At 65.4% G+C, this 26,929-nt stretch carries 27 protein-coding genes; 9 read left to right on the forward strand and 18 right to left on the reverse strand.

The features are described 5' to 3' along the window. Positions 1–48: 48 nt before the first annotated feature. The 8 genes from cysW to G7Y85_RS11145 form a co-directional block, all read right to left on the reverse strand. Positions 49–969 carry a sulfate ABC transporter permease subunit CysW gene (gene cysW, locus G7Y85_RS11110; protein ID WP_166256532.1) on the reverse strand — a complete coding sequence of 307 codons (921 nt, stop codon included), beginning with the start codon at positions 967–969 and terminating at the stop codon, positions 49–51. A 132-nt stretch (positions 970–1,101) separates the two neighbouring features. Continuing rightward, on the reverse strand, positions 1,102–1,950 hold the full coding sequence (gene cysT / locus G7Y85_RS11115; protein WP_166256535.1) for a sulfate ABC transporter permease subunit CysT: 849 nt from the start codon (positions 1,948–1,950) through the stop codon (positions 1,102–1,104). Between the two features lie 34 nt (positions 1,951–1,984). Then, a complete protein-coding gene (locus G7Y85_RS11120; RefSeq protein WP_166256538.1) occupies positions 1,985–2,608 on the reverse strand; it encodes a class II glutamine amidotransferase in 624 nt (207 codons plus the stop codon). A gap of 10 nt (positions 2,609–2,618) precedes the next feature. Continuing rightward, the gene (locus G7Y85_RS11125; RefSeq protein ID WP_166256541.1) at positions 2,619–2,837 is read right to left on the reverse strand and encodes a TOBE domain-containing protein; all 219 of its coding nucleotides are present in this window, start codon (positions 2,835–2,837) and stop codon (positions 2,619–2,621) included. A 100-nt stretch (positions 2,838–2,937) separates the two neighbouring features. Beyond that, a complete protein-coding gene (locus tag G7Y85_RS11130) occupies positions 2,938–3,933 on the reverse strand; it encodes a sulfate ABC transporter substrate-binding protein (protein WP_166256544.1) in 996 nt (331 codons plus the stop codon). Positions 3,934–3,967: 34 nt separating this feature from the next. Beyond that, complete coding sequence (locus G7Y85_RS11135) at positions 3,968–5,308, reverse strand: OprO/OprP family phosphate-selective porin (RefSeq protein ID WP_166256547.1); 1,341 nt, start codon at positions 5,306–5,308, stop codon at positions 3,968–3,970. Between the two features lie 164 nt (positions 5,309–5,472). Next, on the reverse strand, positions 5,473–6,483 hold the full coding sequence (locus G7Y85_RS11140; RefSeq protein WP_166256550.1) for a DUF5924 family protein: 1,011 nt from the start codon (positions 6,481–6,483) through the stop codon (positions 5,473–5,475). Continuing rightward, positions 6,476–7,462, reverse strand: coding sequence for a helix-turn-helix transcriptional regulator (locus G7Y85_RS11145; RefSeq protein WP_166256553.1), 987 nt, complete (start codon positions 7,460–7,462; stop codon positions 6,476–6,478). Before G7Y85_RS11145 ends, G7Y85_RS11140 begins: the two co-directional genes overlap by 8 nt. A gap of 126 nt (positions 7,463–7,588) precedes the next feature. Here G7Y85_RS11145 and G7Y85_RS11150 point away from each other — a divergent pair, with 126 nt between their 5' ends. Next, positions 7,589–8,062, forward strand: a complete 474-nt coding sequence (locus G7Y85_RS11150) for an Mpo1 family 2-hydroxy fatty acid dioxygenase (protein ID WP_166256556.1) — start codon at positions 7,589–7,591, stop codon at positions 8,060–8,062. Between the two features lie 69 nt (positions 8,063–8,131). On the opposite strand, the gene G7Y85_RS11155 is transcribed toward G7Y85_RS11150, so the two are convergent. Beyond that, positions 8,132–8,722 (reverse strand): 2-hydroxychromene-2-carboxylate isomerase, encoded by a 591-nt coding sequence (locus tag G7Y85_RS11155; RefSeq protein WP_166256559.1) that lies wholly within the window; start codon positions 8,720–8,722, stop codon positions 8,132–8,134. Continuing rightward, positions 8,719–9,546 carry a D-hexose-6-phosphate mutarotase gene (locus G7Y85_RS11160; protein ID WP_166256562.1) on the reverse strand — a complete coding sequence of 276 codons (828 nt, stop codon included), beginning with the start codon at positions 9,544–9,546 and terminating at the stop codon, positions 8,719–8,721. Before G7Y85_RS11160 ends, G7Y85_RS11155 begins: the two co-directional genes overlap by 4 nt. Positions 9,547–9,713: 167 nt before the next feature. Here G7Y85_RS11160 and G7Y85_RS11165 point away from each other — a divergent pair, with 167 nt between their 5' ends. Then, on the forward strand, positions 9,714–11,531 hold the full coding sequence (locus G7Y85_RS11165) for an acyl-CoA dehydrogenase C-terminal domain-containing protein (protein WP_166256565.1): 1,818 nt from the start codon (positions 9,714–9,716) through the stop codon (positions 11,529–11,531). A gap of 138 nt (positions 11,532–11,669) precedes the next feature. Here the strand turns inward: G7Y85_RS11165 and G7Y85_RS11170 are convergent, their stop codons facing one another. The 3 genes from G7Y85_RS11170 to G7Y85_RS11180 form a co-directional block, all read right to left on the reverse strand. Beyond that, positions 11,670–13,007: a hypothetical protein gene (locus tag G7Y85_RS11170; RefSeq protein ID WP_166256568.1), complete on the reverse strand. Its 1,338-nt coding sequence runs from the start codon at positions 13,005–13,007 to the stop codon at positions 11,670–11,672. Between the two features lie 82 nt (positions 13,008–13,089). Continuing rightward, positions 13,090–15,141, reverse strand: coding sequence for an NADPH-dependent 2,4-dienoyl-CoA reductase (locus G7Y85_RS11175; RefSeq protein WP_166256612.1), 2,052 nt, complete (start codon positions 15,139–15,141; stop codon positions 13,090–13,092). Between the two features lie 39 nt (positions 15,142–15,180). Next, positions 15,181–15,729, reverse strand: a complete 549-nt coding sequence (locus G7Y85_RS11180) for a thioesterase family protein (RefSeq protein WP_166256615.1) — start codon at positions 15,727–15,729, stop codon at positions 15,181–15,183. 134 nt (positions 15,730–15,863) lie between these two features. Here G7Y85_RS11180 and G7Y85_RS11185 point away from each other — a divergent pair, with 134 nt between their 5' ends. Further along, entirely contained in the window at positions 15,864–17,114 is a 1,251-nt protein-coding gene (locus G7Y85_RS11185) for a TCR/Tet family MFS transporter (RefSeq protein ID WP_166256618.1), read from the forward strand. Between the two features lie 18 nt (positions 17,115–17,132). On the opposite strand, the gene G7Y85_RS11190 is transcribed toward G7Y85_RS11185, so the two are convergent. Further along, positions 17,133–17,576 (reverse strand): acyl-CoA thioesterase, encoded by a 444-nt coding sequence (locus tag G7Y85_RS11190; protein ID WP_166256621.1) that lies wholly within the window; start codon positions 17,574–17,576, stop codon positions 17,133–17,135. A 113-nt stretch (positions 17,577–17,689) separates the two neighbouring features. Between G7Y85_RS11190 and G7Y85_RS11195 the strand changes: the two genes are divergently transcribed. Continuing rightward, the gene (locus G7Y85_RS11195; RefSeq protein WP_166256624.1) at positions 17,690–18,532 is read left to right on the forward strand and encodes an SDR family NAD(P)-dependent oxidoreductase; all 843 of its coding nucleotides are present in this window, start codon (positions 17,690–17,692) and stop codon (positions 18,530–18,532) included. Positions 18,533–18,548: 16 nt separating this feature from the next. On the opposite strand, the gene G7Y85_RS11200 is transcribed toward G7Y85_RS11195, so the two are convergent. Continuing rightward, entirely contained in the window at positions 18,549–19,544 is a 996-nt protein-coding gene (locus tag G7Y85_RS11200) for an SMP-30/gluconolactonase/LRE family protein (protein WP_166256627.1), read from the reverse strand. A gap of 49 nt (positions 19,545–19,593) precedes the next feature. Next, positions 19,594–20,778 carry an acetyl-CoA C-acyltransferase gene (locus tag G7Y85_RS11205; protein ID WP_166256630.1) on the reverse strand — a complete coding sequence of 395 codons (1,185 nt, stop codon included), beginning with the start codon at positions 20,776–20,778 and terminating at the stop codon, positions 19,594–19,596. Between the two features lie 162 nt (positions 20,779–20,940). On the opposite strand from G7Y85_RS11205, the gene G7Y85_RS11210 reads away from it, so the two are divergent. The 3 genes from G7Y85_RS11210 to thpR all read left to right on the forward strand — a co-directional run bounded on the left by G7Y85_RS11210 (position 20,941) and on the right by thpR (position 23,197). Beyond that, complete coding sequence (locus G7Y85_RS11210; RefSeq protein WP_166256633.1) at positions 20,941–21,996, forward strand: Glu/Leu/Phe/Val dehydrogenase; 1,056 nt, start codon at positions 20,941–20,943, stop codon at positions 21,994–21,996. Between the two features lie 45 nt (positions 21,997–22,041). Next, positions 22,042–22,527, forward strand: coding sequence for a CinA family protein (locus tag G7Y85_RS11215; RefSeq protein ID WP_166256636.1), 486 nt, complete (start codon positions 22,042–22,044; stop codon positions 22,525–22,527). Positions 22,528–22,609: 82 nt separating this feature from the next. Continuing rightward, on the forward strand, positions 22,610–23,197 hold the full coding sequence (gene thpR, locus G7Y85_RS11220) for an RNA 2',3'-cyclic phosphodiesterase (protein ID WP_166256639.1): 588 nt from the start codon (positions 22,610–22,612) through the stop codon (positions 23,195–23,197). A gap of 24 nt (positions 23,198–23,221) precedes the next feature. Here the strand turns inward: thpR and G7Y85_RS11225 are convergent, their stop codons facing one another. After that, entirely contained in the window at positions 23,222–24,235 is a 1,014-nt protein-coding gene (locus tag G7Y85_RS11225; RefSeq protein ID WP_166256642.1) for a CE1 family esterase, read from the reverse strand. 223 nt (positions 24,236–24,458) lie between these two features. Here G7Y85_RS11225 and recA point away from each other — a divergent pair, with 223 nt between their 5' ends. Together recA and G7Y85_RS11235 are read left to right on the forward strand one after the other, a co-directional pair. Further along, the gene (gene recA, locus G7Y85_RS11230; RefSeq protein WP_166256645.1) at positions 24,459–25,496 is read left to right on the forward strand and encodes a recombinase RecA; all 1,038 of its coding nucleotides are present in this window, start codon (positions 24,459–24,461) and stop codon (positions 25,494–25,496) included. Further along, entirely contained in the window at positions 25,471–25,995 is a 525-nt protein-coding gene (locus tag G7Y85_RS11235) for a regulatory protein RecX (RefSeq protein ID WP_166256649.1), read from the forward strand. The genes recA and G7Y85_RS11235 overlap by 26 nt, the downstream gene beginning before the upstream one ends. Here the strand turns inward: G7Y85_RS11235 and G7Y85_RS11240 are convergent. After that, on the reverse strand, positions 25,949–26,920 hold the full coding sequence (locus G7Y85_RS11240; protein ID WP_166257058.1) for a patatin-like phospholipase family protein: 972 nt from the start codon (positions 26,918–26,920) through the stop codon (positions 25,949–25,951). The two genes, G7Y85_RS11235 and G7Y85_RS11240, sit on opposite strands and share 47 nt — an antisense overlap. Positions 26,921–26,929: the final 9 nt, after the last annotated feature.

The raw sequence follows: 26,929 nt of genomic DNA on the forward strand, positions 1-26,929 counted from the left end.
TGGTATTCGTTGACCGCACCGGGAGCGGTGCGATGCCTGCCGGGTTCGTCAATGTCGGCGTGTCGCCGCGAGTTCGTCGCCGTGTCGCCATTCGAGATAGCTCTTCAGCGCCAGGGTCACGAGCGCGAAGATCGCCAGCAGCGAGGCGACCGCGAACGCGCCGGCGAACTGGTATTCGTTGTAGAGAATCTCGACGTGCAGCGGCATGGTGTCGGTCTGGCCGCGGATGTGTCCGGACACCACGCTGACCGCGCCGAACTCGCCCATCGCCCGCGCAGTGCACAGCAGCACGCCGTACAGCAGCGCCCATTTGATGTTCGGCAGCGTGACCCGCCTGAAGGTCTGCCAGCCCGACGCCCCCAGCGACAGCGCCGCCTGTTCGTGATCGGTGCCCTGTTCCTGCATCAACGGAATCAGCTCGCGCGCGATGAACGGGAAGGTCACGAACATCGTCGCGATGACGATGCCGGGGATTGCGAACACGATCCGGATGTCGTGATCGAACAGCCACGGGCCGAACCAGCCGTTGCGTCCGAAGACCAGGATATAGATCAGGCCCGCGACGACCGGCGACACCGAGAACGGCAGATCGATCAGCGACACCAGCAGGGTCTTGCCGCGGAATTCGAACTTGGTGATCGCCCACGCTGCCGCAAGCCCGAAAGCCACGTTGAACGGTACCGCGATCGCCGCGGTCAGCAAGGTCATGCCGATCGCCGAGCGCGCATCCGGTTCGCTGATGGCGTCGAGATAGACTTTCCAGCCGTGGCGCAGCGCTTCGGTGAACACGGACACCAGCGGCAGCAGGAGAAAGCCGAGCAGGAACAGCAGCGCCGTGGCGACCAGCAGCCACTGCACCCAGGCCGATTCCGTGACGGCGCTGTTGCGGCGGATCAGCGGCCCTTGCGGGCGGAATTCCGGCGGCAGCGACGGCGGGTCCTGTAACGGTACGGTGGACAGCGTGCTCATGTCAGCGCTCCCTGCGCGTGAAGGGTTTGGCCGCGTGACGAGGCCGGCCGCGACGTCCGGCGCGCGGGCCGTGGCCCGATGCCGCCCGGCGAACGGGTGCCTTGCGATGCCGATGCGCGGTGCCCCGGATTTTCAGCGGACATTCGCAGTCCTCCGCCGGGCCCAGACCTGCAGGCCGTTGATGAGCAGCAGCAGCGCCAGCGACAGGCTCAGCATGGCCATCGCCACGGCGCTGGCCCCCGCGTAATCGAATTCCTCGAGCTTGATGATGATCAGCAGCGGCGCGATCTCGCTCACCATCGGCATGTTGCCGGCGATGAAGATGATCGAACCGTATTCGCCGGCAGCACGTGCGAATGCGAGGGCAAAGCCGGTGAGGACTGCCGGCAGTACCGCGGGCAGGATCACGCGCGTGACCGTCTGCAGGCGGCTGGCGCCCAGCGAGGCGGCCGCTTCTTCGAGTTCTTTCTCGGCGTCTTCGAGCACCGGTTGTACCGTGCGCACCACGAACGGCAGGCCGATGAAGGTGCATGCGACGATCACGCCCAGCGGCGTATACGCGACCTTGACGCCGAGCGCATCGAGGTATTGGCCGATCCAGCCATTGGTCGAATACAGCGCGGTCAGCGCGATGCCGGCGACGGCGGTCGGCAGCGCGAACGGCAGATCGATCAGGGCATCAAACAGGCGCTTGCCGGGAAAGCGATAGCGCACGAACACCCACGCCACCAGCGTGCCGAACACGGCATTGATCAGCGCGCCGACCAGCGCCGCGCCGAAGCTCAGCCGCAGTGCGGCCAGTACACGCGGCGCGAAGATCACATCGAGCAGTCCATGCCAGCCGAGTTGCGCGGACTTGAAGAACACGCCGGACAGCGGGATCAGGACGATCAGACTGAGGTACAGGATGCTGAAGCCGAGCGACAGGCCAAAGCCGGGAATGACCGAGTGGGGCGATCGGCGTTTGATGGAGCGGGCCATGGAGCGTTCCGTGAAGCGATGTCCGAGCGTCAGCTCAGACGAAGCGCAGCTCGCGAACGCCGACGCGGCGTTCCTGCGGCTGCAGGGTGTGGGCGAGCGGATACAGCTCGCGATCGAGCCAGCGCGTGTTGCTGAGCCATAGACCGTCGACTTCGGCACCGCAGGCGCGATTGACGATGACGATGCGCCCCAGGCGCTGATCGACGAGTGCGAGTTTGTTGTCGGCGCGCAGTCCGAATTCGACGATCTGCACGAAGGCACGGTCGCTGAGCAGGCCGCGGTGCCGTTGCGCAAGCGGACGCAGCACATCGGTGACGAAGTGCCAAGTGTCCGATTTTCCCGGAACACGCAGCTTGAGCTTCAGGGTGCCGTTGTGCATCAGCCAGATGCCGTCGATGACCTTGAACGGGTGCACGTTGTCGAGCCCGCTGCCGCCCCTGGTCTGGCGGCGCAGGTGCAGGACGTACTCGCTGTCGCGCAGGGCATGTTCGACATCGATCAGCTCGGCCACGTCGACGGTCGCACGGCGCTGGATCAGCAGCCGGCCGTCCGGGTCGAAACCCATCAGGCCCCAGCCGTCCGGGTTGTGCGCCGCTGCGGCCGCCAGCATTTCCTCGGCGATCTCGACGCCGGCCGGCTTGTGGATGATCAGGCACATGGCGCCGGTCTCAACCGAGCTTGGCGACCAGCACTTCGGTCGCCTTGAACACCGCCAGCACCTCGTCGCCGAGACGCAGCGGCAGTCGTTCGACCGAGCTGGTGGTGACGACCGCACTGACGATGCCGGCTGGTGTCTCGACTTCGATCTCGGATACCACCGGTGCGCGATGGATCGCGACGATGCTGCCCTTGAACTGGTTGCGCGAATTGATGGCTGCGATGCTCATGAGATTCTCGACGGCATGGGGAAGCGGGACGGGCTTGCGTTGATGAAAGAGGGGCGGCAACGACAGTGGATGCCGACGCCCGCCATTCACGGGGGGGCGTTTACTTTCGGTAGATCTGATCGAACACGCCGCCGTCGCCGAAGTACTCCGGCTGTGCCTTGGCCCAGCCGCCGAAGTCGCGGATCGTGACGAGATCGAGCTTCGGGAACTGATCGGCGTACTTCGCCGCGATCTGTGGGTTCGAAGGGCGGTAGTGGTTCTGCGCAATGATGTTCTGCGCCTCGTCGGTGTACAGGTAGTTCAGATAGGCTTCCGCCACCTTGCGCGTGCCCTTGCGGTCGACCACCTTGTCGACCACGGCGACCTGCGGTTCGGCAAGGATCGAGATCGACGGCACGACGATCTCGAACTGGTCGTTGCCGAACTCCTCGCGGGCGAGGAAGGCCTCGTTTTCCCAGGCCAGCAGCACATCGCCGAGACCGCGCTGCACGAACGTCGTCGTCGAGCCGCGCGCGCCGGTGTCGAGCACCGGCACGTTCCTGAACAGCGTGCTCATGAAGGCCAGTGCTTTGTCCTTGTCGTTATTGTTGGCCTTCAACGCATACGCGTAGGCGGCAAGGAAATTCCAGCGTGCGCCACCCGAGGTCTTCGGGTTCGGCGTGATGACGCCGACGCCCGGTTTGACCAGATCGTTCCAGTCCCTGATGTGCCTGGGATTGCCCTTGCGGACGAGAAACACGATCGTCGACAGGTACGGGGACGCGTGGTCCGGCAGCCGCGTCTCCCAGTCCTTCCTGATCAGGTGGCCGGGATCGACCAGCGGCAGGATGTCGCCACCCAGCGCCAGCGTCACGACGTCGGCGTCGAGGCCGTCGAAGACCGCGCGTGCCTGCTTGCCGGAGCCGCCGTGCGACTGCTGGATCGTCACGCTGTCGCCGGTCCTGGCCTTGTACTCGGCGGCGAATTTCTCGTTGATCGCGCGATACAGCTCGCGCGTCGGGTCGTAGGAGACGTTGAGCAGCTGGTAGGACGCCGCGTGGGCGGCGAGCGGCAGGGCGAGGGCGCCGAGCAGCACGGACAGCGTTTTCTTGATCATGACGGAAGTCTCTTCGAGCAGATGTGGAGGCGCGTCAGAACGCAACCTGAAAACGGGTGAACAGCAGTTTTTCGTCCTCGCGATCGCCGCTCGCGGCGCCGCCGTCGAAGCCGGTCTGCGAGTAATCGAGGCCGATCTTGAGATTGGCGAGCGGATACCAGTTGATGCCCGCCGCCCAATTCCTGGCCTTGTTTGCCGAGGCGGTCGGACTGGCATAGATCGGGAACGCGTCCTTGTCGATCTCGAGTTCGCCGTAGCGGGCGATCAGCTCGACTGCGCCGTAGCCGTCCTTGCCGAGCGCGCGCTTCGGCTTGACGATGCCGGCATAGCTCGCGTCCTCGCCGGTCAGCACCACGTTGCCGAGCACCTGCCAGGCCTTGTTGCTGAGCGTTGCACTGTCGCTGGCGAGGCTGACTTTCTGCCGCGAAACGATGTATTCGCCGAACAATCCGTAGCGGTTGCGGTAGAAGTACGCCTGCGGGCTGATGCGTGTCTCGGCGCCGTCATAGGCGACGGTCCCGCCGCTGCCGGCGAGATAGCTGAAGAAGGTGTTCTGGCCGGGCGTGCGGTACTTGACCTGTGATGAATCGCCGCTGCCGTTCTTGTCTCCGCAGGAGCCACCGACGCCGAAGCCGAGTCCCTGCAACAGGCCCGGATCGTTCTTGAACGGTTCGACGAACAGGCGGCCGGCGACTTCCTTGCGGTTGTCGGTGTCCGGCTGCTGCTTGCCGTCGCGTCCGTCCGGGGCGCCGTTGAAGACGCCGATCGCGTAGCTCAGCGTGCTGCCGAGCAGATCGCCGCCAACCTGCACGCCATAGTCCCGATTCGGCCCGATCTCGTTGGGCAGGCCGCGTTCGTTGAACTTGATGCCGGCGCTCGCCTGCAGGTTCTCGAGCACGATCGGCTCCTTGAATTTGCCGGCGCGCAGGTAGAACGCCGGGTCGAGGCGCAATTCGCCGTAGACGTCGGAGACCGTGGCGCTGTCCGGTGCGAAGTTCGGCTGGATGCGCAGGAACAGAATCCTGCTGAACGTCAGTTCGAAGGTCGGTTCGACGCGACGCAGCAGGAAGCCGTCGTTGGTGCGCGGCGCCTTGTCGTCGAGGAACCAGCGACCATCGGCCTGCATGAGGCCGCGAAAGCGGAACTGGAAGGCATTGTCGGCCGACTGGATCGTGAAGCCCTTGTCCGATGCCGAGACGGTTGCGGTCTTCCTGGCGTTGGTGTCGGCATCTTCCTGCTGAAGCTCGAGCTGGCGTTCGAGCACGCGGATGCGTTGGTCGAGCTGGTCTACGGTCGGTGCGTCCTCGGCGACGGCGGTGCCTGCGACGGCGAGCAGTGGCAGCAGCCACAGCGACTTGATGAGTTGCGACGACATGAACAGGATTCCCCCCGGCTGACGTTGAAAGTCGGGCTATCCTGCGGATCGGCAGATCTCATGTAAAAGAATAATAAGAGATTTTAATATTCCTTTTAGTTTTATATCGAGGCATGCGCTTCCACTCATGCGGCGTTTCGGGTGAGCCGGACGGGAAGCCGGTTCTAGCGGACGGTGAAGCGGACGATGCCGATCAGCTGATCGCTCTGCGTGACGACGCGCACCTGCCAGTCGCCGCGCGGATCGGCCGGGAAGCTGCTCTTGTGTGTCCAGGTCCGATAGCCCGCTTCGCGACTGCCGCGAATTTCGATCGGGATGCTGTCGACCAGCTGGCCGTCATGCCACCACTGATGAACGATCTGCTCCGACAGCCCGCGCGGGGCATGGATCGGCGTCCAGGCATAGAGGCCGTGCGCGTTCAGTTCGTCGACGCTCACGCTCGACACGCTGGGGCCCGGCGTACGCTGCTCGGCGTCGATCTGTTCGACGGCGTGTGCGTTGTGGACGCGCAGGGTGGCCGGCGGAATGGCAAAGCGCAGCAGGCTGAGCGTGGCGGCCAGCAGCAGGCTGGCCGTGATGGCCGCCGGCCAGCGCAGCCAGCGCCGACCGGGCAGGGCCGCGGCAAAGGCCGGCACGGCGAGCACGGCGCCGGCCGCGATCGACAGCCACAGACTTGTTGCAGTGGTGATCTGCCAGAGCATCGGCGCCGCCGCGAGCACGGTGGCAAAACCTGCGGCCGCATGGAAGCTCCACAAGCGGCCGCGATGCACGACGACATGATCGAAATACAGCGGATCGATCATCGACACCAGCGCGAAGATGCCCATTGCAAACAGGAACAGTGGCTGGGCACTGCTCCAGGTGGTCGTCGCCAGAAAGAACGGCAGCGTGAAAAAGAAGGATTCCTGATGCAGGGCCTGCATCAGATAACGCACCAGCAGTGGCGAGTGGCGCAGCCAGCGGGCACGCTCGGCAAGCTTCAGCCACTGCGGCTCGAAGGCCGCGATCAGCCACGACAGCGGCAGCAGGACGACCAGCGTCTGGGCGACTTTTTCCTGACGCTGGATCAGCACCAGACTCGCTGCGCCGGCGATGAAACTGCACAGCGCAACCAGATGCTTGTAGCGGGCCCAGAGCTGCAGCAGTCGCCCGGGCGACGCTGCCGCTTCAGTCATTGTTGACCGTCTGCGGATGGACCAGACCGGCGAGTTCCGTGCGACTGTAGACGCCCAGCTTGCGGTAGACGCGATACAGGTGATTGGCGACCGTCGATGGCGCGACGCCGATCTTCTTGGCCGCTTGCTTGAACGACAGGCCCTGCGCGACGCAGTAGACGATCTCGCGCTCGCGGACGGTCAGGCGATCGAGCGGACCGCTTGGCCAGACGATGATCAGGTACAGCTCGCCGAGCTGTTCGCAGCGCACCATCAGTTCGCCATGCGTGACGATCGTGCCCGGTGCCGGAATCGGGAAGGGCAGGCGTTGCACTTCGCGATCCGGCATCTGTTGATCGAGCATGTCGAGGAAGCGCGGCTGTGCTTCATGGAACAGGCCCTCGGCGTCGACAACTGCACCAGCCGCATCCGGCGGCCGGTCGGCATAGGTGCGCGCCAGATGCAGGAAGAACGAATGCGAGGCAGCGTTGAACAAGTGATAGCTGGCGCGTTGCTGGCGCTGCTTGTCGCTCTCCGTGAAAACCGCGGTGCGGTCCTTGCGATAAAGGCTCAACAGCGAATACAGGCCGCTGCGACGATCGAGATGGCCGGTCGACAGAATGCGACTGATGCCGAACGGCGCGAACGTGCTGCGGTACAGCTCCGACGCGAAGAAGGTTTCATCCGGGAAGACGTCGCGCATGTCGACCGGCTTGTCGAGGTTGCCGAGGATGTACGGCAGGATCGGATTGGTCGCCGATGTGGCCTGCAGCTGTGCCGGGTAACTCGCCGGAAGACCATGCACGGTGACGGTGTGAAAGCGAAGCTCGGATGCCAGGCCGCTGCCCCACAGCACGCCGTCGCAGCGCACGACGCGTGCCAGTTCCGCCAGTGCCCAGCCGCGGAACTGCGAAGCGCCGACCTGCAGGCCGGAGCGATAAAGATAGGCGATCAGGCGATCGACGGGGTCGACTGCATCGGCGGGAGAGGCTGTGGACATGCCGCTGGCGCGAGCTCCTGTGGCGACGGGCGCCGCCCGGATGCCGGGGCGGTTTTTACTATCGGGCGGACGCGATGGCTGACTCATACTATCAGCATGGGCTGAATGACCGGCAAGGAGACGCCGATGACAAACCTCTCACAGTGGCTGGACGAATACAGCGCCAGCCATCGCAATCCCACCAACAAGCTGCTGCACTGGATCTGCGTGCCGCTGATCGCGTTTTCGATCGGGGCAGCCTTGAAGGTCGCGCCGATCGGCTATGGGCACATCAATCTCGCGACGATCGTCGGCGCGTGCGCACTGTTGTACTACTTCCGCCTGTCCTGGCGCCTCGCGCTGGGCATGACGGTGATCTTCCTGCTCGCGTACTGGCTGATCGCAGCGTTGCATGCTGCTCTGGGTGTGGAACTCCTGTGGCTGTCGGTCGCCGTGTTCGTGCTCGCCTGGGTCGGCCAGTTCATCGGCCATCATCTCGAGCGCGCACGCCCGTCGTTCTTCAAAGACCTGCAGTTCCTGCTGATCGGTCCGCTGTGGTTGCTCGACGCGGCCTATCGCAGCATGTCGATACCCACCGGGCGCAGCGTCGCAGCGCACTGAGGCGGCGCAAGCACAAAAAAGGCCCGCGGATCGCGGGCCTTTTTTGTGGGCGATACGTGTGCTTTCCATTCAGCGCTGCGCGTAGTCCAGCGCGTCTTCCAGGCGGTCGTTGCCCCAGAACAGCTCGCCGTCGACGACGAAGCTCGGTGCGCCGAACAGGCCACGCTGCGCTGCCTGCTCGCCCTGTTCGCGCAGACGGGGCTTCTCGGCCGCGCTCGTGACATGGGCGAGCACCGCATCCGCGTCGAGTCCGAGCGCGATCAGGCAATCGCGAACGACGGCGTCGTCGCCGATGTCGCGATCCTGCGCGAAGTTGGCGTGATAGATCGCGCGCACGAAGGCCGGCAGCCAGGCCGCGTCGCCGTAACTGCAGGCGATGCGTGCGGCCGTGACGCTGGTGCGCGGGAAGCGGGTCGGCTGCCGCCAGTCGAGACCGTACTTCGCACTGAGGCGTTCGATGTCGCGCCACATGTAACGGCCCTTGACCGGAAATGCGACGAACGGCGAGCTCTCGTAGCCCTGCGCCTTGAAGATCGGTCCGAGCAGGAAGGCCTTCCACTGCACCGTCACACCGACCGCGCGGGCCGCCGCTTCGACGCGCATCGCCGCCGGATAGGAATAGGTGCTGGCGAACTCGAACCAGAATTCCATCGTCTTCATCGTGCCTCCAGGGTTTGCGTGCCGCTCCATGCCTGTCCGGGCTGCAGCTCGACCGGTTCGCCGATGGCGGCGGCTTCGATGCAGAGCATCCGTTGCCAGCCGCCGTCGTCGAGGTCGTGCAGTTCGGCTGCCTTGTCCACGCCCGGATTCCAGACCACGGTGTCGGCGAAGCCCTCATGGCGAATGTCGAGTCCGTGCATGCCGTCGCGCATCGTCAAGGGCGACGTCGCATCGAAGTAGATGCGATCGACCTCACCGTCGATGCCGAGTTCTGCCCGTGATTCGACGTGGTCAGAATCGCCGCGAACCTTGTCGCGATAGCGCAGCCCTTGCAGGCCGGCGATGCGCGCGCGGCCGATGTCCTCGACCCGCAGATAGCTGTGCAGGGCAGCCGTGAAGCGGAACGCGCGATCGCCGGTATTGCGGATCTTCAGGCCGATGCGGAGCGTGTCGCCGTGTACCTCCACCGACAGCTCGGCGGCGAAAGCATGCGGCCACAGCGCCAGCGTCCGCGCGTCTTCATGCAGGCCGTAGCGAACATGACCGTCGCCGTGCGCCAGCAGCGACCACGGTACATTGCGCACGAATCCGTGCTTCGGCAGCTCGCCTTCGAACGCGAACTGCGGAAACACCACCGGCACGCCGCCGCGGATGGTCTGGCCGGGACCGGCCTGCGCCTTGCCGCTCAGGTAGAGACGTTCGCCGCCGCGTCGGGGCCTCCACGAGACTACCTGCGCGCCGTGCGCACTGATCTCGGCGCGAGCGCCGTCGGCGGAAACGAGCTCAAGTGTGGGCCAGGCCCGATGGGCGTCGATGGTGTTCATTTCGGCTCCGGAGCATAAACCGCCAGCATGATGATCGCCGCCTGTCTGTACGCGGTACAGTGGTTCGCATGCCTGCGGAATTGCCTGCCCGGCGGGTCACTCAGGCCAATGGCGGCGCCGTGCGGCAGAGGCACAATCCCCCTGTTCAACTATCGTGGTTACCCCCAATGCCTACCTACAAAGCGCCCCTGCGCGACGTGCGTTTTCTGCTCAACGAAGTTTTCGACTATCCCGCGCACTACGCCGGCATGCCGAACGGCAAGGACGCCGATCCCGACACGGTCGACGCCATCCTCGACGAATGCGCGAAGTTCTGCGAAGAAGTGCTGGCGCCGATCAACCTCTCCGGCGACGAGGAAGGCTGCCGCATCGAAAACGGCGCCGTCACCACGCCCAAGGGTTTCAAGGACGCCTACGAGCAGTACGTCGCCGGCGGCTGGCAGGGCCTCTCGCATCCTGCCGAATACGGCGGCCAGGGGCTGCCGATGTCGATGGGTCTGTTCAAGACCGAAATGATGGGTACGGCCAACTGGTCGTTCAACATGTATCCGGGTCTGTCGCTCGGCGCCATGAACACGATCATGCAGCACGCCTCGGACGAGCTGAAGAACATCTACATGCCGCCGCTGACCGAAGGTCGCTGGACCGGCACGATGTGCCTGACGGAGCCGCAATGCGGTACCGATCTCGGCCAGGTCAAGACCCGCGCCGAACCGCAGGCCGACGGCACCTACCGGATCACCGGCACCAAGATCTTCATCTCGGCCGGCGAACATGACCTGGCCGAGAACATCGTCCACGTCGTGCTCGCGCGCCTGCCGGACGCGCCGGCCGGCACCCGCGGCATTTCACTGTTCATCATTCCCAAGCACCGCCCGGCGGCCGATGGCGCGGTCGGCGAGTTCAACAACGTCGTCTGCAGCGCCCTCGAACACAAGATGGGCATCAAGGCGTCGGCCACCGCCGTCATCAACTTCGAGGACTCGGTCGGCTGGATGATCGCCGAGGAGAACAAGGGCCTGGAGGCGATGTTCACGTTCATGAACACCGCGCGCATCGGCACCGCGATCCAGGGTGTCTGCCACGCCGAGCTGTCGTTCCAGGGCGCGCTGGCGTACGCCAAGGATCGCCGTTCGATGCGTGCGCTCGGTGGCAAGAAGGAACCGGACAAGGTCGCCGACGCGATCATCCATCACGCCGACGTGCGGCGCATGCTGCTGACGCAGAAGGCCGTCGCCGAAGGCGGTCGCGCGATGATCTACTTCGCCGCGCAGTATGCCGACCACATGACCAATGGCATCGTCGAGAACGACGCCAGGAAGTACAAGCACTGGGACGACAAGCTCGGCTTTCTGACGCCGATCATGAAGGGCTTTCTCACCGAGATGGGTCTCGAATCCGCGAACCAGGGCATTCAGGTGTTCGGCGGTCACGGCTACATCAAGGAACACGGAATGGAGCAGATCGCGCGCGACGCGCGCATCGCCACGCTCTATGAAGGCACCACCGGCATCCAGGCGCTCGACCTGCTCGGTCGCAAGGTGCTGGTGATGACGCGCGGCGGCGCGGTGCGTGAATTCACCGGCATGATTGCCAAGTTTGCCGTCGAGCACATGGCCAATGCCAAGATGCGCCGTTACGCGACGCCGCTGGCGCGCTACGCCGCCGAGTGGAATGTGCTGACGATGCGTCTCATGCTGATGGCGCGCAAGGATCGCGATCAGGTCAGCGCCGCCAGCCATCACTTCCTGATGTACTCGGGCTACGTCACCATGGCGTACTTCTGGGGCCTGCAGGCAGCCGTCGCCAGCGACAAGCTCGCCAATGGCGGCAAGGAATCAGCGGAGTTCTACAAGGCCAAGCTGGCCACCGCGCGCTTCTACTTCGATCACCTGCTGCCGCGCGCCAAGGGTCATGCGAGCTCGATGCTCAAGCCCAGCCGTTCGTTGACCAAGCTGCCCGTCGAACATTTTGCGTTCGAGTGAGTATCGGTTGATGGCAGGAACAACAAAGGCGCCGCAGGGCGCCTTTGTTGTTCTCAGCTTGTGCAACCAGCGTGACCGGACTCCGAGAGTACATGCGATCGGCCAATGACCTTGTCGTTCTCCGGACTCACCGCACACTCAGAAATACTTTGCACACTCACCGAGCGCTGCCTGCAGGGACTCTGGTGTCGAATAGTTCGTTGTCTTCGATGTGCTGTCGACGACGGTCAGCGAGCCGTCTTCGTTGAAGCTCAAGCGCGCGGTCTGGTCATCCTGCTGTATTTCGACGACGCCGCCAACGATATGAAGTGGCGTCGCGGTTGCGGGGTCTGTTGTGTAGTGAACCGGTTCGATCATGTGGACGGTGTAGCTACCCAGATCACAGTCAACGGCTCTGAACGATTCGACGCCATCGTGCTCATACGTGTCCGTGCCGTCCTCGTAGCTGGTCTCGAGTACGCGGGACGGTGAATCGCGCGTGCCATCTGAATAGTCCGCCTGCAGTTGCAGCACGCCGTCGATCGGAAGGCGGGTGATGTTATGGACGAAATGCAGTATTTCGTAGCGAAAGCGACCGAAGACACCGTCAACGCTTGCCGTGTAGAGGCGATTGCTCGGGCCGCCGAGATACTGGGTCTCGCGCTGAATGCTTTCGACGCCATTGTCGACCGTGCTTTCGGTGATGATGAGCGGCACGCCGGACGCGCCGGATTCGCTGTATTTGACCAGCGTCTGCTCATCGCCATCGTCCTTGTAGCGGCATGAGAGGCCGTCCGTGGTCGTACTTTGCGGACAAGCATAGAGTTGTAAGCCGTCGTACATGAGGAGGCTGCCATCGCGCTGCTTGCTCTTGCAGTGATCGAAGTGAATATAGGTTCCGACGAATGACTCGGTCGTGTAGGGTGAGTTCACGTCGATCAGCGTCGGATCGTCATCGGTCTCGGTGCCGCTATCGCAATCGTAGGTTGTCGATTTGGCCGGCACCGACACGGCGGCTGCTTTCGATCTGCGCGCAGCCTTGGTCGACGCGTTGCCAGTCGCAAACGCGACCGCCAGATCATGCAGATCGCCGAGCATGGCGCGGGAAAGTACTTTCTCGGGTGTATCGAGCGCGTTCGCTGCCGCTGCGGCAATGCCGATCGTCACCGTCGAACTGGCACTGCCGCCGGGGCCAATACAAACAAGCGTGTAGCTCGTGGTACTTGACGGCTGTACGTCAACACTGCCGCTGGTCGCTTGCGCCCCGGTCAAGCCGTCGGATGCGGTACAGCTCGTTGCATCGGTACTGCTCCAGGTCAGAGTCGACGATGCGCCGGGCGCGACCGTCGTCGGCTCGGCGGTCAGTGTCAGGTTTGGCGGTGTCCCTTCGCCACCGAAGCCAGCGAATTGGTCGTTGCTTCCGCCGCAAGCCGCCAGTGCCAGCACGACCGTCAGTCCAGCGCCCAGCCAAGCGCCGCTGTAATTTGCGAATTTCATGAGTCCCCCCCTGATTGGTGGCCCGATGTTAACCGGATCAATCGACCAACTCATGAAGGAGGCGCCCTCGGTCCCCGCGGCTCTACAGCGTCGCCGCCAGTCGCGAGCCCTGATCGATGGCGCGCTTGGCGTCGAGTTCCGCGGCAACATCGGCGCCACCGACGATGTGGACCTTCGCGCCCGCGGCGCGCAGTGGTTCGGCGAGTTCGCGCAGCGGTTCCTGGCCGGTGCAAAGGACGATGGTGTCGACTTCCAGCAGCGTCGCCTTTTCGCGCTTCTCGCCGTAGCTGATCAGCAGACCGCGTTCGTCGATCGCTTCATAGTTGACGCCGCCGATCATCTCGACGTGTTTCTTCTTCAACGTCGCGCGGTGAATCCAGCCGGTGGTTTTGCCGAGGTGCTTGCCAAGTGACTCGGACTTGCGCTGCAGCAGCGTGACCTGTCGCGCCGGTGGCGCGATCTCGGGTTTGCCGAGGCCACCGATCGCCGTCGCCGGATCGGCGATGCCCCATTCGCGATTCCAGGCCGCGAGATCCAGTGTCGGTGAATGGCCGGACTCGACGAGGAATTCGGAGATGTCGAAGCCGATGCCGCCTGCGCCGATCACGGCGACGCGCGGGCCGACCGGCTTGTTGTGCAGCAGCACGTCGATGTAGCTCAGCACCTTGCCGGTCCGTTGTTGTTCGGTCTGACCGGGGATCTTCGGATCGCGCGGCGAGACGCCGGTGGCGAGCACGATCTCGTCATAGTTTCCCGCGAGCAGATCCTGCGCGGACACGCGCGTGCCGAGCTTGACCGTGACGCCGGCGGTGTCGAGCTTGCGGCGGAAATAGCGCAGTGTTTCGTGAAACTCTTCCTTGCCGGGCACGCGCTTGGCCATGTTGAACTGGCCACCGATCTCGCCGGCCGAATCGAACAGCGTGACGGCATGACCGCGTTCTGCGAGCACGGTGGAGGCTGCGAGTCCGGCCGGGCCGGCGCCGACCACGGCGATGCGCTTCCTGGTCGCGGTCGGCGTGTAGTTCAGTTCGGTTTCGTGACAGGCACGCGGGTTCACCAGACAGCTCGCGGTCTTCAGCTGGAACGCATGATCGAGGCAGGCCTGGTTGCAGGCGATGCAGGTATTGATCTCGTCGGCACGGCCCTGCGCAGCCTTCTTCACGAAGTCCGGATCGGCGAGCAGCGGTCGCGCCATCGACACCATGTCGGCCTGACCATCGGCGAGAATCCGCTCGGCGACCGCCGGATCATTGATGCGGTTGGTCGTGCACAGCGGGATGCCGATCTCGCCGCGCATCTTCTGCGTGACCCAGGCGAACGCGCCGCGCGGCACCGAGGTCGCGATGGTCGGAACCCGCGCCTCGTGCCAGCCGATGCCGGTGTTGATGATGGTCGCGCCGGCCTTCTCGACCGCCTTCGCCAGTTCCACGACCTGCTCCCAGCTCTGGCCTTCGGGAATCAGGTCGAGCATCGACAGGCGGTAGACGATGATGAAATCCTTGCCGACCGCTTCGCGCATGCGCGTGACGATCTCGACCGGCAGGCGCATGCGGTTCGGCCACGAGCCGCCCCAGTCGTCCTTGCGCTTGTTGGTGTGGCTGACGAGGAACTGGTTGATGAAATAGCCCTCCGAGCCCATCACCTCGACGCCGTCATAACCGGCCTCGCGGGCGAGCAGGGCGCAGCGCACATAGGCCTTGATCTGGCGCTCGATGCCGCGCGCCGACAGCTCGCGCGGCGTGGTCGGCGTGATCGGCGACTTGATGCGCGATGCCGAAACCGACAGTGGCGAGTAACCGTAGCGGCCGGCGTGCAGGATTTGCAGGGCGATCTTGCCGCCTTCGTCGTGCACGGCCTTGGTGATCGGTCGGTGCGCGTGTGCCGACGAAGTCGTGCTCAGCTTCGACGCGAACGGCAGCAGCCAACCTTCGATGTTCGGTGCGAAGCCGCCGGTGACGATCAGGCCGACATCGCCGCGTGCGCGTTCGGCGAAGTAGGCGGCGAGACGCGGAAAGTTCTTCCTGCGGTCTTCGAGACCGGTGTGCATCGACCCCATCAGCACGCGGTTCTTCAGCTGCGTGAAGCCGAGGTTCAGGGGTTTCAGCAGATGCGGATAGGAGGTCGGGCTGGCCAAGGTGTTCCCCTTGCAGGCAATGCGAAATGGAAAATGCGGTCAGTGGCGTGCGGCGTATTCGGCCTTCAGCACACTGGTGATGCGGTCCTGCGTGTCGCTCCAGCGCAGCACCCAGTCGGGCAGCGTCGGCGTCTGCGGCTCGCTGCCGGACAATGCCATCACTTTCGACGGCGGCACCGGCCCGCGCTTGCTGACGAACAGGTAGCGCACGACGACCATTGCGCAGACGCGTTCATCGCGGACGAAACGGTGTTCGCAGAAAATCCATTTCTGGTTCCAGCCCAGCGTGCGGGTTTGCAGCTCGTAGCGACGGAACGGTTGCAGCGAACTCGAAAAGCGCGCATTCGAATCGCCGGCCATCGGCCGCCAGCCACGCCGGAACGCGCGCAGCCAGACGCGGTTGCGCAGGCCCAGATCAAGGCGGCCGAGATCGGCCACCGAGAAATAGCGGCCATTGTTCATGTGCAGGTTCATGTCGATGTCGCCCGGCCAGACATGCAGGCGCAGGTGGCCCGTATCGAGCGCGCCCAGCGGCCCGCGCAGGCGAAACGACAGCCAGATCCACAGGCTGCGGCAGAGCATCATCATGGCAAGCGGGTTCCCCGAATCGGCAGGCGACGCTAGCGCATGCGTCATTGCGCTGCCAATGGCGGTAGCGACAATCACGCGAGACGCCGACGACGGGACGCGGCAAACTGCGCGTCACATTCCGGGGGCTGTACATGAATGCCGAGACCCAGCACGCCGCGCGGCGCGGTGCCTTGATCTTCATCTTCGTCACCGTCGTGCTCGACATGCTGGCGTTCGGCATCATCATTCCGGTGCTGCCGAAGCTGGTCGAGCAGTTCCTCAATGGCGACACCGCGCGCGCGGCACAGGTCTACGGCCTGTTCACCATGGCCTGGGCGGCGATGCAGTTCGCGTTCTCGCCGCTGCTCGGCGCGATGTCCGATCGCTACGGCCGCCGGCCGCTGATCCTGCTGTCGTGCTTCGGCCTGGGGGTCGATTTCCTGTTCATGGCCTATGCGCCGACCCTGATCTGGCTGTTTGTCGGCCGCGTCGTCAGCGGCATCACCGCGTCGAGTTTTTCGATGGCCAGTGCCTACATCGCCGACGTCACCGTGCCCGAGAAACGCGCCGGTGCCTACGGCTTGCTCGGTGCGGCGTTCGGCATCGGTTTCATCTTCGGGCCGGCACTGGGCGGCGTGCTCGGCCACAACGATCCACGCCTGCCGTTCATGATCGCCGGTGCGCTGGCGGTGATGAATGCGCTATACGGCTTTTTCGTGCTGCCGGAGTCGCTGCCGCGCGAGCGGCGCACGACGCGGATTTCCTGGACGCGCGCCAACCCGGTCGGCGCATTGAAACTGCTGCGCTCGCATCCGGAGCTGTCGGGGCTGGCGATCGTGTACTTTCTCTATCAATTCGCGCACTACGTGCTGCCGAGCACCTGCATTCTCTACGCGAGCTATCGATATGGCTGGGACGCGCGCGCCCTCGGCCTGATGATGGCGGCCACCGGCGTCTGCAGCATCGTCGTGCAATCCGTGCTGGTCAGGCCGATCGTCGCGAGGCTTGGCGAACGCCGCACGCTGCTGACCGGACTGGTTTTCGCGACGCTCGGCTTTGCCGGATTCGGCCTCGCGCCCAGCGGCACCTGGTTCCTCGCCGCGGTGCCGGTATTTTCGCTGTTCGGCCTGGTCAACCCCAGCCTGCAGGCCTTGATGACAGCGCGCGTCGGCAAGCAGGAGCAGGGTCAGTTGCAGGGCGCCAATGCCAGCATGATGGGCATCACCGGCATGCTGGCGCCGATCGCATTCACCCAGGTCTTCGCGACGTTCATCAGTGGCAGCGCGCCGCATCTGCCGGGCGCACCGATGCTGCTGGCGGCGACGATTACCGCGCTGGCCGGCGTCCTGGTCGGCCGCGCGCTGCGTCGTGCCGACCATGCTTCGCTGGCGACGGCGGGCTGAAGCGATGTCGCGCGTGCGTCACGCGACGCTGGTGGCGTTCGGGAACAGTGCGCGAAAGCTCGCCGGCATCGGCACGACCTTCGACGCCCGGTAGTCGAAGAACACGAAGCCGGATTTGGCGATCGCGATCAGCGTGCCGTCGGCCGGCCGCGTGATGCGGAAGATGATGTCGGCGCCGTAACGGTTCATGTCGGTGATGCCGATCTCGAACTGCAGCTGGTCGCGGGCGTGGGCCTCGGCGCGGTAGGTCGTCGCCAGGTCGGTGACGATCACGCTGGCGTCGCCGGTCGCCGGTTCGGTGATGCCGAAGTCATACAGAAAACGCGCACGCGCCTCGGAGATCATCGAGATCATCGCGTCGTTGCTGAGATGGTTCGCCGCGTTGATGTCGGTGATACGCACCGTCAACGTGGTCTTGTAGCAGTACTGGTCTTCGGCGAACTGCAGGATCAGGCGGGCCATCGCGGGGGCTCGGCAATGCTGGGCGCGCGATTGTAGGGCTTCACCGCGTCGTTCGCCGGCCGTTCCGGCCTCGTGATATGTCAATATCGTCCGCATCCGCAAGGGAGCAGACGATGGAAATCCGCAAGGGCGACACGGCGCTGGTGACCGGCGCATCCAAGGGCATGGGCCGGCACATCGTGCGGACGCTTGCCGGACGCGGACTGCGCTTCGTGATCGCCGCGCGTTCGATGACGGAACTGGACGAAACGGCGAACGAGCTGCGCGATCTCGGCTGCGACGTGGCGATCGTGCAGGCCGACATGGGCAGCCGCGATTCGGTGACCGAGCTGGCGGAGCGCGCGCTCGCGGCATACGGCGGCATCGACATCCTGGTCAACAATGCCGGCGTCGAATCGGCGCTGCGCTTCGATCAGCGCAGTCTCGACGACATCGACAGCATGATCGCCATCAACCTCACCGGCCCGCTGCTGCTGAGCCGACTGCTGCTGCCGCGCATGTTGGAGCGCGGCCGCGGGCACTTCGTCAACATTTCCTCGGCGGCGGGCGTGGTGCCGACCGCCTACGAGGAGGTCTATTCGGGCTCCAAGGCCGGGCTGATGAGTTTCACGCGCGCACTGCGCCTCAGTGCGCAGGACATGAAGTGGCCGGTCAGCGCGTCGGTGATCCTGCCCGGATTCATGACCGGCACCGGCATGTACGAGAACGCGCGCAATGCGTTCGGCGGCAGCGCACCGGCTTTCGCCGGCACCATGGATGCCAAAGCCCTCGGCGACGCGGTGCTTCGCGTGATCGAAGCGGATTTGCCGGATCTGTATCTGATGCCGGGCCCGGCGCGGCTCAACGCCGCGACCAGCATCGTCGCGCCGCGTTTCTTCGAGTGGCTGATGGCGAAGCTTGATATCGCCGCGTTCTTCCGCGGTGTCGCAAAGAAGCGGGCTGCCGACCCGCAATGAGTCGCCGCGCGCCGGCTCAAGCGCCGGGCTTGCGGCGAAACAATGACAGGCGATTGCCGATCGGTGAGCTGTTGTCGCCGAGAATGCCTTTTTCGGTGACGAGCAGATCGTCCGCTGAAAACAGCGGCGGCTTCCCGACCTTGACCTGCGACGGAAAGCTGAAGCTGAAGACGGCGGTGCTCGATTGCGGCTGGCCGTCGGCATCGAGCAACGCGATCTGGCCGGTCCCGTAGTACGCCACCAGCACCTCATCGCCGACGAAGCTGAAGTCGTCCGGCACGCTCGGCAGGCTCGCGAACTGCGTGCCGGTTCCGGCGCTGCCATCGGCCTCGATCGGGTAGCGACGAATCTCGCCGAGGCCGCCAAGACCGGTATTGCTGACGTAGACGGCGCCGTCGTGAATCTGCAGGCCGTTCGGTCCGAGCAGACCGGCGCTGGTCCAGTCGCTCTGATCGATGACGTGAAACGGGTCCTGCGGGTCGAGAAGCAGGCGGACGATCTTCGGTGCCGGCAGCGAGCTGGTGCTGAGCGGGCCGTTGACCAGATACAGTGCGCCGTCGGCGTCCGCTGCCAGGCCGTTTGGCGCGCCGAGGCCGAGATCGTGGATCGGCTGCAGCGCCGGGTGCGCGCCGAGCTGCGCAGCATAGAGCCGTCCGTCGAAGCAGTTCGCGTAGAGAACGTCGCCGACGATGGCGAGGCCGGTGAAATTGCAGCTGCCATCGTACAGCGGGGTCGCCGCATAGCCGTCGCCGGTGCGGCTGATCTCGAAGACATTGGTGCCGCCGGATACGAACAGCCGGCCGTCGTCGGCGAACAGCAGATTCTCGGCACTGGGAATGGTCAGCAGGACGGTCTTCTCGCCACAGTCGCTGGCAACGCACAGCGACGCCGGGTCGATCGTCGCGCCGCTGCCGCCGGGCTCCGTGTGCCGGTCGCTCGAACACGCTGCGACAAAAAGAAATCCGCACGTGAACCACGTGCGGATCGCGATGTTCCTCCGATCTTTGTTCATGCAGAGACCCCCCGATCTCCGGGCGCCCCTGCGGCGCCGTCGACCCGTTTTACAGCATCTCGATCGCCAGCGCCGTCGCCTCGCCGCCGCCGATGCACAGCGTCGCGACACCGCGCTTCAGACCGCGCTTCTTGAGCGCGCCGATCAGCGTGGTGACGATGCGCGTGCCCGACGCGCCGATCGGGTGGCCGAGCGCACAGGCCCCGCCGTGCACATTGACCTTGTCATGAGGCAGCTTGTGTTCCTGCATCGCTGCCATTGTCACGATCGCGAACGCTTCGTTGATCTCCCAGAGATCGACATCGGCTACGCTCCAGCCGGCCTTCTTGAGCAGCGTCGTGATCGCCGGGACCGGTGCGATCGTGAACTCGGCCGGCAGGCGCGCGGCGCCGGCGTGCGCGACGATTCTGGCGATCGGCGTGATGCCGCGCTTCACGGCCTCGGACTGGCGCATCAGCACGGTCGCCGCCGCGCCGTCGGAGATCGAACTGGCGTTGGCAGCGGTGATCGTGCCGTCTTTCTTGAACGCCGGCTTCAGGGTCGGAATCTTGTCCGGCATCGCCTTGAACGGCTGCTCGTCGCGCGTGATCGTCTCGGTGCCCTTCTTGCTGCTGACTTCGATGCCGACCATCTCGAAGTCGAAGCTGCCGTCCTCGTTGGCACGCTTCGCACGGCTCAGCGATTCGATCGCGAACGCATCCTGCTGCTCGCGCGTGAAGCCGTACTTCTCTGCGGTGCGCTCGGCGAACGCGCCCATCGGCGTGCGTTTCTCATAGGCGTCTTCGAGACCGTCGAGCGCCATGTGATCGAGGATCTCGCCGTGACCGAATCGGTAGCCGCCACGCGCCTTGCCGAGCAGGTAGGGCGCATTGCTCATGCTCTCCATGCCGCCGGCCACGACGATGTCGGCGCTGCCGGCCGCGATCGCGTCGTGCGCCATCATCATGGTCTTCATGCCGGAGCCGCAGACCTTGTTGACGGTTGCGCAGACCACGCTGTCGGGCAGACCGGCACCGCGCGAAGCCTGGCGCGCCGGCGCCTGGCCCTGGCCGGCCGGCAGCACGCAGCCCATCAGCACTTCCTGCACGTCGCCGGCGGCAAGGCCGGAGCGTTCGACGGCGGCCTTGATCGCCTGCGCGCCGAGCTGGCTGGCCGTGAAGCCGGACAGCATGCCCAGCAGGCCACCCATCGGAGTACGGGCGATACCGGTGATGACGATCGGGTCGGACGACATTGGGGGAAGCTCCTCGCGCGGCGGCGATGTGGCGAATAAATGAATGGAAGTTCGCTATTTTAGCAAGCCGCGCGCCGCTTGCGGACTGAGGAATCCACCGACTGGTCGTGCGGCGGGTGCTGGCTACAATTCACTCCCGATTTCGACCGCGCGGATTTTCCGATGACGCCGTTCACGCATCCCGAGTTCGACCAGCACGAAACCGTCAGTTTCTGCCACGACGCCGCGACGGGCCTGCGCGCGATCATTGCCGTGCACAACACCCATCTCGGCAAGGGGCTCGGCGGTTGTCGCATGTGGCCGTACGCCAGCGAAGACGAGGCGCTGACCGACGTGCTGCGCCTGTCGCGCGGCATGACCTACAAGGCGGCGCTCGCCGGTCTGCCGCAGGGCGGCGGCAAGTCGGTGATCATCGGCGATCCGCGCCGCGACAAGACGCCGGCGCTGATGCGTGCGATGGGACGCGCGGTGGAGCGTCTCAACGGTGCCTACGTGGTCGCCGAGGATTCGGGCACGAGCGTCGCCGACATCCGCCTGATGGCCGAACAGACGCGGCATGTCGGGGGTCTGGCGGATGCCAAGTCGGTGGCCGCCGGGCGTACCGGCGATCCGTCGCCGGCAACCGCGCTGGGCGTGTTCATCGGCCTGCAGGCGGCGGTGCGGCATCGGCTCGGACGCAATGAGCTGAAGGGGCTGTGCGTGGCGATCCAGGGTGTCGGCAATGTCGGCTACCGGCTGGCGAAGCATTTGCACGAGGCCGGCGCACAGCTGTGGGTCACGGACATCTACGCGCCGGCGGTCGAACGCTGCGTGCAGGATTTCGGCGCGACGGCGGTGACGATGGAAGACATCCACGCGCTCGATGTCGACGTGTTCGCGCCGTGCGCGCTCGGCGCGATCCTCAACGATGCGACGATTCCGCAATTGCGCGCGAAGGTGATCGCGGGCGCTGCCAACAATCAGCTCGCGGTGCCGGCCACGCACGGCGCAGCGCTGTCGGCGCGCGAGATTCTCTACGCGCCGGACTACTGCATCAATGCCGGCGGCATCATCGACATTCACTACGAGGGCCCGGCATATCACGCGCCGGTGGTCGAGGCGCATCTGCAGCGCATCGGCCTGACGCTGACGCAGATCTTCGAGCGCGCCGCGCGCGAGGCGCTGCCCACGCATGTGGTCGCCGACCGCATGGCCGAGGAAATTTTCCGCCGCGACTGATGCGCCGCGTAGACTGTCGGGCCACCCGGTTCACGGATCGAGCCCATGAGTGACCGTCTGATCGAGCGTCTGGCACAGGTGCTGCTGGCCCGCGGCGAATGGCTGGCGACTGCCGAGTCCTGCACCGGCGGCCTGATCGCCACGCAGATCACCGATCTGGCCGGTTCCTCAGGCTGGTTCGAGCGCGGCCTGGTGACGTATTCGAATCTCGCGAAGATGGAAATGCTCGCGGTGCCCGACACCGTGATTGCACAGCATGGCGCGGTCAGCGGTGAGTGTGCGGCGGCAATGGCGCGCGGCGTGTTGCGCGCCTGCCCGGTCGATTGGGGGTTGGCGGTGACGGGCATTGCCGGTCCGGGCGGCGGCAGCGAGGACAAGCCGGTCGGCACGGTGTGGATCGCGTGGATCCGTCGCGGCCATGGCCCGGAAACACATCGCTTCTTCTTCGAAGGCAGCCGCGAGAACGTGCGGCGTCAGGCCGCACAATCCGCGCTCGAAGGCCTGCTGTACCGGGTTCGCGAAGCCGGCTGAACTCAGCCGCTAGAATTCCGCTGCCCGTCGTTCACGGCCGTCATGCCGGCGGCGATCACTCACGACTCTGCAGACCGGATCCATGCAGCTCAACCGACTGTTCTTTGCCCTGTGGCCCGACGAAGTGGCGCGCAAGGCCTGCTTCGAGGCCACCCGCGAGCTGAAGGTCAAATTGCAGCCATCCGGGTACGCGACGGCGTCCGATCGCTACCACATGACGATGCTGTTTCTCGGCGATCAGGTGTCGGCGGCACACGAAGCGTCGGCCGTGCAGGCGGCGCGGCTGGTGCGGATGGCGCCGTTCACGCTGACACTCGATCACGCCGGCTCGTTTCGCAACAGCCGCAATGTGCCTTGGTGGCTGGGGCCACGCCGAACGCCGCCGCAACTGAACCTGCTGCACGATCGCCTGCGCGACGCGATGCTGCGCACCGACACGCCGATCGAGCGCATGCGTTTCACGCCGCATCTGACGGTACTGCGCGCCGACCGGCCGCTGCCGCCGACGCCGATCGCGCCGATCGAATGGCGCGTCGAGGAATTCGTGCTGATCCGCAGCCGCCTGGACCTGCAGCCGATCGCCTACGAGATCGTCGCGCGCTGGCCGCTGGACGGGGACGACGACGAGGCGCCGCCGCCGGCGCGTACGCAGCTCGATCTCGACTTCTGACTCCGCGGCCGCGCTGCGCCTGCTTCAGGGCAGGTGCAGAGGTTCGAAGAAGTCCCAGATCGCGTCGGTCGCGTTGAAATCCTGCGCGACCTTGCCGAGCAGCGAGACGCCGGTGTAGTTGCCCTGCGGCCAGGTGTGCCCCCCGTTTTCGATCGCGTAATAGCGCACCGCGCCGCCGGACGCGCAGCCGCCGGCCTCCTCCAGCGTCGTCACCGTGCCGTCGTTGGCGATGTCGGGCAGCTGGCTGCTGATGGTCTGCGCCGGATTGCAGCCATTGAGGGCGACGAAGCGATCGAAAGTCCCCTGACCGGTCAGCAGGCCGAGGTTCAGATTGGCCTCGAGATTGATGCGTGAATCGCGGCTGCCCAGCATGATCGTCATCGGCACCACGCGCAGCGGCGCGCAGACCGCGTTTTCCGACTTGCGCAGGGTGGCAGCGACGATCGCGGTGCCGGCAACCAGGTCAGAGCGTTCGCAGGCAAAGCGTTCGGCCATGAAGCCGCCGTTCGACATGCCGGCCATGTAGATGCGCTTGGCGTCGAGCGGGCGCACCGCGATCGCGTGCGCGATCAGTGCCGACAGAAAGCCGACATCATCGGTGCCGGAGGTCTTGCTCGGGTCTTCCTGCCATTCGCCGTCGGCCTTGGGGATGATGACCCAGGCGCCATGCTCGGCCGCCAGGCGGCCGGCTTCGACCAGATTGGCCATCACTTCGGGCGTGCCGTAGTGGTAGTGCAGCAGCACGACGGCCGGCGCCAGCGGCGCGGTCTGCACGTTCGGCATGATGTACAGCACTTCGCGCGTGACGCCCTGATAGACGAAATCTTCCTCGAAGCTGCTGGTACCGTCGGTCGGTTCGAGATATTTCTGGCTCAGGTGCTGGAAGGTCAGCTGCAGGCCGCCGCCGAGCGTACCGAGCGTCGTGCCCAGCCCGCCCGCAAGCGTCTTCAGGCCGTCGCCGAACGCGGCGTGGGCGGACAGCGGCAACAGCAACGCCAGTGACGCGGTCAGCGCCCGGCGCAGGAAACGAGACGACATCGATACCCCCGGTAAGCTCGAAGCAACGGTGCAAGTGTAGCGGCTGCCGGGTCTGCGGTCGCCAGCCGTCGGCACGACCGTTTGTGGGACAATGCCGCGCCGCCGCCGCATCGCCGACGCGCGTGCCCCGAAAAGGGTGCGCGAAGCTGCCGGAAGTCTCAGTTTTTGAGCCCGGGTCGGTGCATCATGCGCGCGAACTTTCCATACGAATTGCAGAGAACCCATGGACGATAACCGCAAGAAAGCCCTCGAAGCCGCGCTCTCTCAGATCGAAAAGCAGTTCGGCAAGGGCGCCATCATGAAGATGACGCCAGGGATGCAGGTCCCCGACGTTGAAGTGATTTCGACCGGCTCGTTGACGCTCGACACGGCGCTGGGCATCGGCGGCCTGCCGCGCGGCCGCGTCGTCGAGATCTACGGCCCGGAGTCGTCGGGCAAGACCACGCTGACCTTGCATGCCGTCGCCGAATGCCAGAAGGCCGGCGGCGTCGCCGCGTTCATCGACGCCGAGCATGCGCTCGATGTCGGCTATGCGCAGAAGCTCGGCGTGAAGGTCGAGGATCTGGTGATCTCGCAGCCGGATACCGGCGAACAGGCGCTGGAAATCTGCGACATGCTGGTGCGCTCGAACAGCGTCGACATCGTCGTCATCGATTCGGTCGCGGCGCTGGTGCCGAAGGCGGAAATCGAAGGCGAGATGGGCGATTCCAGCGTCGGCGTGCAGGCGCGCCTGATGAGCCAGGCCCTGCGCAAGCTGACCGGCAACATTTCGCGCTCGAAGTGCATGGTCGTGTTCATCAACCAGATCCGCATGAAGATCGGCGTCATGTACGGCTCGCCGGAAACGACGACCGGCGGCAACGCCCTGAAGTTCTACGCGTCCGTACGCCTCGACATCCGCCGTACCGGCGCCATCAAGAAAGGCGATGAGGTGATCGGCAACGAAACCCGCGTCAAGGTCGTCAAGAACAAGATGGCGCCGCCGTTCAAGGAAGCGCATTTCGAGATCCTCTACAACGAAGGCATCTCCAAGCTCGGCGAACTGATCGATCTGGGTGTCGACAACGGCGTCGTCGACAAGTCCGGCGCCTGGTTCGCCTACAAGGGCGACAAGATCGGTCAGGGCAAGGAGAACGCGCGCAATTATCTGCGCGAAAACCCGGCCGTTGCCGACGAGATCGAGGCGGCGATCCGTGCCAAGCTCAATCCGGAGCGCGCCGAGCGGGCCGCCGCGCGTGCGGAAGCCGCGGCCGCCAAGTAAGCGGACGGCGGAACGCACGCCGCTCGATGCCGGGGCGGCGCGCGAGCGCGCGCTGAAGCTGCTGTCACGGCGCGAGCATTCCGCCGCCGAACTGGCGTTCAAGCTGCAGCGTCGCGGCGCCGAAGCCGGGATCGCGCTGGCGGCGGTCGCGAAGGTTCAGGATGCCGGGCTGCAGTCCGATGCCCGCTACGCGGAAATGCTGGTCCGCAACCGCATCGAACAGGGTTACGGGCCGCTGCGCATCCGCGCCGAGCTGGCGGCGGCCGGTATCGCCGAGTCGGTGGCGCGTGACGCACTGACGGCGGCCGGCTGTGACTGGGGCGCGCGCTGCGCCGAGCTGCGTCGGCGCAAGTTTCGCACGGCCCCGAAAGGCGCCGCCGAGTGGCAGAAGCAATACCGGTATCTCGCCAGTCACGGCTATACCGCCGACACCATCCGCGCGGTGCTGAAAACTAGTCCAATGCCGGAGGAGGATTGGACGGAGCCGTTCGAGGGGTAGCCGTCGCCGGCAGGCCCGGCTGAAACGGAATCCGGGTTGGCAGTGGCGGGCTCATGCGCGCCGCCAGTTTGGCGCGGATCTGCGGCATCGCCGCGAGCGCCGCCCGCTCGCCCTGCAGGATTGCCTGCTGTTTCGACTCGAAATTGCTGGAACTGATGCCGGTCAGGTCCGGGCGGATCACGACGTCGGCCTGCGGGAGTTCGGCGTCGCGGATCGACTGGCCCATGATCTCGAAACTGCGCATCAGCAGATCCAGCTTGCCGGTGCTCGCCGTGCTCGCCGGCGGCGTCGAAACGTCGACCGCGATCACGAAATCGGCGCCAAGCTGTCGTGCGTAGCGGATCGGCAACGGACTGACGAGGCCCCCGTCGACATATTCGTTGCCGCCGATCACGACCGGCTCGAACACGCCCGGCACCGACGATGATGCGCGCACCGCCTGGCCGACATTGCCGCGCTGGAACAGCACGGCCTGGCCGGTGTCGACCCGCGTGGCGACGCAGGCGAACGGGACGTCGAGAGCCTCGATCGGCCGGTTCTTGACCGCCTGGTTGACGAAATTCTGCAGCGCCTCGCCGCGGATCAGGCCTTTGCCGAACATCGACCAGTCGGCGATCGTCGCGCGATCGAGCGCGAACGCCATCTCCTGCAGGTCGAAGCCGCTGTAGCCGGCTGCATAGAGCGCGCCGGCCACGCTGCCGGCGCTGGTGCCGACGATCAGGTCCGGCTTGAGGCCCTGCGTGTCGAGCAGCTTGAGCACGCCGACGTGCGCGAAGCCGCGTGCGCCGCCGCCGCCGAGCACAAGCGCCACCTTGGGCGGCGGTGGGAGCGGCGGCGGCGCTTCGACGACAGGGGCCGGCGGGGGCGTTGCGCAGGCCGGGCAGAGGGCGAGCAGGACACAGGCGAAAATACGAATCGGCTTCATGCGCTGGGA

The organism is Solimonas terrae, from assembly GCF_011067135.1.
Taxonomy (GTDB): Bacteria; Pseudomonadota; Gammaproteobacteria; order Nevskiales; family Nevskiaceae; genus Solimonas; species Solimonas terrae.

Excerpts from the sequence above, each read along its gene's own strand:
- G7Y85_RS11125 (WP_166256541.1), bottom strand. The coding sequence starts at position 2,837 with ATGAGCATCGCAGCCATCAATTCGCGCAACCAGTTCAAGGGCAGCATC.
- G7Y85_RS11225 (WP_166256642.1), bottom strand. The coding sequence starts at position 24,235 with ATGTCGTCTCGTTTCCTGCGCCGGGCGCTGACCGCGTCACTGGCGTTG.
- thpR (WP_166256639.1), top strand. The coding sequence starts at position 22,610 with ATGCAGCTCAACCGACTGTTCTTTGCCCTGTGGCCCGACGAAGTGGCG.
- cysT (WP_166256535.1), bottom strand. The coding sequence starts at position 1,950 with ATGGCCCGCTCCATCAAACGCCGATCGCCCCACTCGGTCATTCCCGGC.
- G7Y85_RS11155 (WP_166256559.1), bottom strand. The coding sequence starts at position 8,722 with ATGAAGACGATGGAATTCTGGTTCGAGTTCGCCAGCACCTATTCCTAT.
- G7Y85_RS11145 (WP_166256553.1), bottom strand. The coding sequence starts at position 7,462 with ATGTCCACAGCCTCTCCCGCCGATGCAGTCGACCCCGTCGATCGCCTG.
- cysW (WP_166256532.1), bottom strand. The coding sequence starts at position 969 with ATGAGCACGCTGTCCACCGTACCGTTACAGGACCCGCCGTCGCTGCCG.
- G7Y85_RS11120 (WP_166256538.1), bottom strand. The coding sequence starts at position 2,608 with ATGTGCCTGATCATCCACAAGCCGGCCGGCGTCGAGATCGCCGAGGAA.
- G7Y85_RS11185 (WP_166256618.1), top strand. The coding sequence starts at position 15,864 with ATGAATGCCGAGACCCAGCACGCCGCGCGGCGCGGTGCCTTGATCTTC.
- G7Y85_RS11215 (WP_166256636.1), top strand. The coding sequence starts at position 22,042 with ATGAGTGACCGTCTGATCGAGCGTCTGGCACAGGTGCTGCTGGCCCGC.
- G7Y85_RS11165 (WP_166256565.1), top strand. The coding sequence starts at position 9,714 with ATGCCTACCTACAAAGCGCCCCTGCGCGACGTGCGTTTTCTGCTCAAC.
- G7Y85_RS11200 (WP_166256627.1), bottom strand. The coding sequence starts at position 19,544 with ATGAACAAAGATCGGAGGAACATCGCGATCCGCACGTGGTTCACGTGC.
- G7Y85_RS11180 (WP_166256615.1), bottom strand. The coding sequence starts at position 15,729 with ATGATGATGCTCTGCCGCAGCCTGTGGATCTGGCTGTCGTTTCGCCTG.
- G7Y85_RS11195 (WP_166256624.1), top strand. The coding sequence starts at position 17,690 with ATGGAAATCCGCAAGGGCGACACGGCGCTGGTGACCGGCGCATCCAAG.
- G7Y85_RS11190 (WP_166256621.1), bottom strand. The coding sequence starts at position 17,576 with ATGGCCCGCCTGATCCTGCAGTTCGCCGAAGACCAGTACTGCTACAAG.
- G7Y85_RS11170 (WP_166256568.1), bottom strand. The coding sequence starts at position 13,007 with ATGAAATTCGCAAATTACAGCGGCGCTTGGCTGGGCGCTGGACTGACG.
- G7Y85_RS11160 (WP_166256562.1), bottom strand. The coding sequence starts at position 9,546 with ATGAACACCATCGACGCCCATCGGGCCTGGCCCACACTTGAGCTCGTT.
- G7Y85_RS11150 (WP_166256556.1), top strand. The coding sequence starts at position 7,589 with ATGACAAACCTCTCACAGTGGCTGGACGAATACAGCGCCAGCCATCGC.
- G7Y85_RS11205 (WP_166256630.1), bottom strand. The coding sequence starts at position 20,778 with ATGTCGTCCGACCCGATCGTCATCACCGGTATCGCCCGTACTCCGATG.
- G7Y85_RS11140 (WP_166256550.1), bottom strand. The coding sequence starts at position 6,483 with ATGACTGAAGCGGCAGCGTCGCCCGGGCGACTGCTGCAGCTCTGGGCC.
- G7Y85_RS11210 (WP_166256633.1), top strand. The coding sequence starts at position 20,941 with ATGACGCCGTTCACGCATCCCGAGTTCGACCAGCACGAAACCGTCAGT.
- G7Y85_RS11135 (WP_166256547.1), bottom strand. The coding sequence starts at position 5,308 with ATGTCGTCGCAACTCATCAAGTCGCTGTGGCTGCTGCCACTGCTCGCC.
- G7Y85_RS11240 (WP_166257058.1), bottom strand. The coding sequence starts at position 26,920 with ATGAAGCCGATTCGTATTTTCGCCTGTGTCCTGCTCGCCCTCTGCCCG.
- G7Y85_RS11130 (WP_166256544.1), bottom strand. The coding sequence starts at position 3,933 with ATGATCAAGAAAACGCTGTCCGTGCTGCTCGGCGCCCTCGCCCTGCCG.
- recA (WP_166256645.1), top strand. The coding sequence starts at position 24,459 with ATGGACGATAACCGCAAGAAAGCCCTCGAAGCCGCGCTCTCTCAGATC.